The sequence below is a fragment of the Vibrio sp. Evd11 genome, from assembly GCF_900382755.1.
Taxonomy (GTDB): Bacteria; Pseudomonadota; Gammaproteobacteria; order Enterobacterales; family Vibrionaceae; genus Vibrio; species Vibrio lentus.
This window is the reverse complement of sequence record NZ_OSDX01000110.1, coordinates 1-6,397: the sequence shown is the minus strand read 5'-3', so window position 1 is coordinate 6,397 and position 6,397 is coordinate 1. Positions and strand designations below refer to the sequence as shown.

The 6,397-nt window shown below is 42.4% G+C and carries 5 protein-coding genes and 4 tRNA genes; 6 read left to right on the top strand and 3 right to left on the bottom strand.

Annotation, left to right across the window (positions count from 1 at the left end):
• Nucleotides 1-755: 755 nt before the first annotated feature.
• Together pssA and ED652_RS23405 are read right to left on the bottom strand one after the other, a co-directional pair.
• Nucleotides 756-2,096 (bottom strand): CDP-diacylglycerol--serine O-phosphatidyltransferase, encoded by a 1,341-nt coding sequence (gene pssA / locus ED652_RS23410; protein WP_122056327.1) that lies wholly within the window; start codon nt 2,094-2,096, stop codon nt 756-758.
• 90 nt (nt 2,097-2,186) lie between these two features.
• Complete coding sequence (locus tag ED652_RS23405; RefSeq protein ID WP_122056326.1) at nt 2,187-2,618, bottom strand: GNAT family N-acetyltransferase; 432 nt, start codon at nt 2,616-2,618, stop codon at nt 2,187-2,189.
• 66 nt (nt 2,619-2,684) lie between these two features.
• On the opposite strand from ED652_RS23405, the gene murB reads away from it, so the two are divergent.
• Together murB and birA are read left to right on the top strand one after the other, a co-directional pair.
• Nucleotides 2,685-3,731: a UDP-N-acetylmuramate dehydrogenase gene (gene murB / locus ED652_RS23400; protein ID WP_122056325.1), complete on the top strand. Its 1,047-nt coding sequence runs from the start codon at nt 2,685-2,687 to the stop codon at nt 3,729-3,731.
• A complete protein-coding gene (gene birA / locus ED652_RS23395; protein ID WP_122056324.1) occupies nt 3,728-4,693 on the top strand; it encodes a bifunctional biotin--[acetyl-CoA-carboxylase] ligase/biotin operon repressor BirA in 966 nt (321 codons plus the stop codon). Before murB ends, birA begins: the two co-directional genes overlap by 4 nt.
• Before the next feature lie 7 nt (nt 4,694-4,700).
• Here birA and coaA read toward each other — a convergent pair whose 3' ends face one another.
• Nucleotides 4,701-5,624, bottom strand: coding sequence for a type I pantothenate kinase (gene coaA / locus ED652_RS23390; protein ID WP_122056323.1), 924 nt, complete (start codon nt 5,622-5,624; stop codon nt 4,701-4,703).
• A gap of 210 nt (nt 5,625-5,834) precedes the next feature.
• Between coaA and ED652_RS23385 the strand changes: the two genes are divergently transcribed.
• The 4 genes from ED652_RS23385 (at nt 5,835) to ED652_RS23370 (ending at nt 6,243) form a co-directional block, all read left to right on the top strand.
• Nucleotides 5,835-5,910: transfer RNA gene (locus ED652_RS23385), tRNA-Thr, on the top strand.
• A 45-nt stretch (nt 5,911-5,955) separates the two neighbouring features.
• Nucleotides 5,956-6,040 (top strand) — tRNA-Tyr (locus tag ED652_RS23380).
• Nucleotides 6,041-6,078: 38 nt separating this feature from the next.
• Nucleotides 6,079-6,153: transfer RNA gene (locus ED652_RS23375), tRNA-Gly, on the top strand.
• A gap of 14 nt (nt 6,154-6,167) precedes the next feature.
• A tRNA-Thr gene (locus ED652_RS23370) sits at nt 6,168-6,243 on the top strand.
• The last annotated feature ends 154 nt before the right edge of the window (nt 6,244-6,397 follow it).

The window sequence follows — 6,397 nt, the reverse complement described above, 5'->3', positions numbered from 1 at the left end:
TAAAGGCATCGAGCTCCTACACTTCACGCTATTCCAGCACATATTAGAAAGCCTAGTCTGACGACTAGGCTTTCGTCGTTTCTGAGATGTGAGTTTTAGCTCTTAGTTACTACAACCCCCCGTAAAGGTTGCTCATGGCCGGTAATTCTCGAATCAACCATAGGTTAGAAAGCCTGGTTAGAAATCGTAGAGCTTTTTTACACTTTTAGGTTTTGTTATGTCGGTTAGGGCTTAGTCTTGGGAAATAAACTTCTGCGGAGCACTAGGGATACAATTGGCAAGAAGCCTAGTTAGGAATAATAAGGTTTGTTGTTTTGTAAGGTAGATTGCGATTCGAGATCAAACTAGCCTGCTAGTTGTCTCTTGGCCTATTCGTGAATATTGCTAGGGTGGTAGGTTTGGTATCTCGCGGTTAAGTAATTACTTGAACTCTGATTTGAAGTTGTAATCCCGGTACTTATATTCTCTGTGAGGAAACTTAAACTGACCCCTAGCTAAATAGAAGTAGCTGTTTTCTCGCTCTATAAGGCGGCAACCGTAACTAATCTGATGTATCAAGTTTCTCTGGCTTTCACATACAACTCATATCTCATCAGAGAATTGCCAATAGTTATCTTGTGAGTAGGTATTAGTAGATTCTGGATAGGTAACTTCAGAAGAGATATCGGCACCTGGGGGGAAGTTTGAGGTTCTAGTGTCGATATAAAAATGCCCAGCGATAGCTAGGCATTTAGGACAATGGGAAATACAACGATTTAGAGTATTTGTTTAAGAACCCTATCTGCTTTAACTCGAGTGATCTTTCGAATTAGTTTCTGTACTTCCATTGGATAGCTATCTACTTTATCTAACTGTTTATAAGTGCAAATAAGCTGTGTGTGCTGAACAATATTATCAACCTCAGCTTGGAATTTGTCCGTTAGATGATGGTAGTTATCTTGGATGAATATGCCATTCTCTAAGTCTAATTTCCATGCGCGCGGGTTTAGGTTGTTACCTGTTAGCAGCATGTAGCGTTTATCAACCCAAATGCCCTTTAAATGGAAGCTGTTGGAATCGTGTTGCCAAAGTCGGATAGACAGGTTACGACTTGCTATATTTGCTTCATTAGCCTTCGCGAATCGACGCAGGTTCAATTCGTATAAGTAAGGCAAACCACCGATCGTTTTAAATTCTTCTTCCGGTGAGATAAAGAAATCATTCGCTGTTTTATCGCCGACAACAATCGTGACCTTTACGCCACGTTTAAGTGCTTTCTTCACTTCCTTCGCGAGGCTTGGTGGAAAATTGAAATATGGCGTACAAATGAAAATCTCGTCTTTAGCCTGAGCAACCAGTTGGTTAATCCCCTGATTTAGGCGATTACGTCTCTTACCTATACCAACTAAAGGAGTTACAGCAACTTGATCTGCCGAGACTTCTTGAGAATCGAATTTGTATTGAGAGCGTGCTAACGATGCTCTGAATTGACGGATTGCTGGCTTTAACTCTTTAGTTAGTGGTTTGTTCTTATCAGCAAGATCATAAACAGCGATGTCTGAGATCATTTGTTCTTGGACATAGGAGAACATTGAGTCAGCAAGGGTTGGGTTGTTTAAAACATGATAGCGATCGAAACGGTAACGATCATGATAACTTAAATAGATATTGTTAAGGCTAGCACCGCTGTATATCACGCTGTCGTCGACAATAAAGCCTTTTAGATGCAATACACCGAACACTTCCTTGCCACGAACAGGAATGCCATAAACAGGCACGGTGTGCTGGTATTTATCAGCAAACTCTTTGTACATTGCTGCATTGCCCTCAGAGGACTCCGCACCAATCAATCCACGTTGAGCTCTATGCCAATCGACACAAACGCTCACGTCTAATTCTGGGTTCTTTTGCTTTGCTTCGTATAAGGCAGTTAGGATCTCACGGCCAGCGTCATCATCTTCAAGATACAGAGCAACTAAACTAATACGAGTAGTTGCACGAGATATCTCATCAAGTAAGCGAGTTCGGAACTCATGCGCTGATAGCAGTACTTCAAACTTGTCAGGATTCTGCGCTATGGTTGGCAACTGTATGAATGGATTCCTACTAGCAATCATATTGACTGTTTACCTTAAAAATATGCAAAATTGCGAACCCTCAATTTTACCAAAGGGATAGCATCAAATACTAGATAATCGAGTCATTCTCTAACAATTTTGCTGATAATGCATAGGAATGAGATCTTTTCCGCTATTTGAATAGCGCTCATATAAGACACTCAAACCATTTGGTAGTTCATTAGGATCGATTTGTATGAATTGATGACGATTGTAGAAATTAGTCAGATGAGAATACGCGAAGCAATAATCTTTTTCCGTCAGCGTGTGAAGAACACAATAATCCATTAGCTGTGAACCTAATCGCTTGCCACGGTATTCCTTAGAGATAGCCATTCCTGTAAGTAAGCGTGCATCTTCTATCGTTCGAAAACGAACTACACCACGTAACTGTCCATCTAGTTCTAATGAGTAGATTTGTTCGCTTTTGTTGGCTTTACCTGTTGGGTAATGCTCTTTGTAAAAACGCTTAACGAGGGGAACCTTTACGGGGTCTAATTGAGTAATGATGACATTGTTCATTCAGTCACTGCGCCATTTGTTTATCTGCGTTAGAATGTCGGCAGTGTAATTTAATTAAATATCGCCATGCAATCTTATCTCAATGCTAGCTTAAAAAATGTTCATACTTTTTCGATCGAACAGACTTGCGATGTACTTGTCGAAGTCACCTCTGTTGATGAACTCATCTCCGTATATCAAGACCCCCAATGGTCAGCCTTGCCTAAATTAATGCTCGGGAAAGGCAGTAATATGCTCTTTACTGAACACTTTTCGGGCTTGGTCATTATTAATCGATTAAGTGGTATTGAGTTAACAGAAAGCTCAGAAAGTTACTCTCTACATGTATCTGGTGGGGAAGATTGGCCTAGCCTTGTTGAGTGGAGTGTTGACCATGGACTGGGTGGTTTAGAGAACTTAGCCATGATACCAGGCTGTTCTGGCTCTGCGCCAATTCAGAATATCGGTGCGTATGGTGTTGAACTACAAGATGTATGTGAATACGTTGATATTCTTTGTCTGGATACTTATACAGTTAAGCGACTAAGCAAAGATGAATGTCTATTTGGTTATCGAGATTCTATTTTTAAGCATGCTCTTTACGGCAAAGCGATTGTTGTCGCGATTGGCTTAACATTAGCTAAAGAGTGGAAACCATGTAACCACTATGGTCCGCTTAAAAGTTTACCCACAGAAACACTTTCTCCTCGTTCTATATTCGATGAAGTGTGTGCTATACGCTCAAGTAAGCTACCAGACCCATCCGTGCAAGGGAATGCTGGAAGTTTCTTTAAAAACCCCGTGATCACCAAAGATCATTTTGATCGGTTGTCTGCGTTATTCCCAAACATTGTCGGTTACGAGAGTAACGACATGATCAAAGTCGCCGCTGGGTGGCTCATTGATCAATGCCAGTTTAAAGGTGTGATTGAAGGTGGTGCTCAAGTTCATCCAAACCAAGCTTTAGTTATCATCAATTATGGTGAAGCGTCTGCTGTGGACATCCTCAAACTTGCAGCACGAGTACGTCAAGCTGTTCTGGACAAGTTCGATATTCCACTGGAACACGAAGTTCGCTTTATGGGCCAAGACAGTGAGACAAACTTAGACAAGGCGTTGGAGGCCATGGCATGAGAGAACACAGTACGAAGCTCACATTGCTAAAATGTCTTGCTGATGGCGAGTTTCATTCTGGTGAGGATCTAGGTGAAATGATTGGTGTGTCGAGAGCCGCTATCAGCAAGCATATTAAAGGTATTCAAGAGTGGGGCTTGGATATCTATCGAGTGCAAGGTAAGGGATATAAGTTAGCCAGTCGTCTGGATATGCTCGATCAGGAGAGGTTGTCTGCTGTTAGCCGTGATGCTTCTCTGGAGTTGGTTCCAATCATAGGTTCAACAAACCAACACCTGTTAGATCGCACCAACACCCTTGAGTCAGGTTCAGTCTGTGTTGCTGAGTATCAAGCTGCAGGTCGTGGACGTCGTGGACGTGAATGGGTATCGCCATTCGGTGCCAATCTATACCTTTCAATGTACTGGAGGCTCGATGCCGGTATGGCTGCGGCTATGGGACTGAGTCTTGTGGTTGGTGTTGCCGTTGTCGAGGCGTTGGAGGATATGGGTGTTGAAGGCGTTAAACTAAAGTGGCCGAACGACCTTTATCATAATGATAAAAAGCTCGCAGGCATCTTAGTAGAGCTGTCAGGGCAATCGGGTGGGGCTGCTCATATTGTAATTGGTTTGGGGCTTAATCTATCGATGGATCCCGCAACATCAGGTATTGGCCAGCCATGGACGTCTCTCAAAGAAGTGTGTGATGGGAAAGTGCCAGATCGTAATGACTTAGCTCAGGCTTTGATTAATGCTTGGGACAAGTCGCTCGTCGACTATGAATTGAAAGGAATGTCCAATTTTGTCGAACGCTGGAATCGTTTAGATAACTTCTTAGGTCGCAACGTTAGACTGATCATTGGACCTAGAGAAATTGAAGGTGTAGTACAAGGTATCGATGAACAAGGTGCCGTATTACTCAAAACTGAGAACGGTGTTGAGAGTTATATCGGTGGAGAGATATCCCTAAGAAAAGGGGACTAAGAGGTTACTACTTTCTTAGTAATACTTCCTCAACCATATGATCAGCGCCTTTGCGTAAAATCAGGTGAGCTCTTTCTCTGGTCGGAAGGATATTTTGCTCTAGGTTCAAACCATTGATTGATTGCCAAATACCTTCTGCTTTTTCCTTAGCGGCTAGATCTGACAATTTAGTGTAGTGTCCGAAGTATGACCCTGGTTTAGCGAAGGCACCTTCACGAAACTTCATAAAACGATTTACATACCATTGTTGAATTTGAGAGCTTTCGGCATCGACATACAACGAGAAGTCGAGGAAGTCTGAAATAAAGACTCTATGAGGCTCATGTGGGTAATTCATACCACTTTGTAAAACGTTGAGCCCTTCAATAATGAGCACGTCGGGTAAGTCGACTTCTTTTACTTCCTTGGTAATGTTGTAGGTGAGGTGAGAGTACACGGGAGCTGTCACATTACGCTTACATGCCTTTACGTCTGATACAAAATTGACTAGCGCTTTAATATCATAAGACTCAGGGAACCCTTTCTTACTCATTAGGCCTTTTTCTTGAAGCACTTCATTGGGATACAAAAAGCCATCTGTCGTAACTAGCTCAACTTTAGGGTGGTTGTCCCAACGAGATAACAGAGCTTTGAGTAGACGAGCGGTTGTACTTTTACCTACCGCCACACTGCCAGCGATACCAATGATAAATGGTGGCGCAGTCTCTTTCTTATCCAGAAATTGATGAAGTACTGAGTTTCTATTTTGTCGAGCGGCCACATAGAGGTTCAACAGACGAGATAACGGTAGGTAAATTTCTACAGCTTCTTCCATTGTCAGCTTTTCATTGATGCCTTGAAGCTCTTTCAAATCGCTCTCAGAAAGTGTCATCGGAACTAAATTCCTTAGTTCAGACCACTGCGCGCGGTCAAATGACATAAATGGGCTCATACAAAACTCTATAGTGGATAACAAAACAAGTGCATGGAAAATACATCAAGCGATAGATAAATTAAATATCTTCCTTTACTAGATGCGGATTAAAGGCAGAAACCTTGAGCTAAATAACCGTATATATGAATTTGATAAGAGAATTTTTCACTTTTTTGCAATTTACTATTGCAAGGTGGAAAATCATTCAATAAAATGCGCCCCACTTGTGCCGACTTAGCTCAGTAGGTAGAGCAACTGACTTGTAATCAGTAGGTCACCAGTTCGATTCCGGTAGTCGGCACCACTTTCTCCCCTCTATTTATAGAGAGCGAGAGAAAGATCAAAATTTGGAGGGGTTCCCGAGTGGCCAAAGGGAGCAGACTGTAAATCTGCCGGCACTGCCTTCGATGGTTCGAATCCGTCTCCCTCCACCATATTCTAAAGGTTAAATAGCTCAAAAGAGTTACGTGTTGCGTGCATCGTATAATGGCTATTACCTCAGCCTTCCAAGCTGATGATGCGGGTTCGATTCCCGCTGCACGCTCCAACTCATTTTTGTGTGCTGATATAGCTCAGTCGGTAGAGCGCACCCTTGGTAAGGGTGAGGTCCCCAGTTCGACTCTGGGTATTAGCACCAGTCTAAAGCTTCTTCTCCTTTTAATAAAAAAACCATTTTTTTTGGTTGCGTGGTCTTATTTTAAGCCACCTAATCCGTACCTAGAGGGACACCCCATGTCTAAAGAAAAATTTGAACGTACGAAACCGCACGTAAACGTTGGTACTATCGGCCA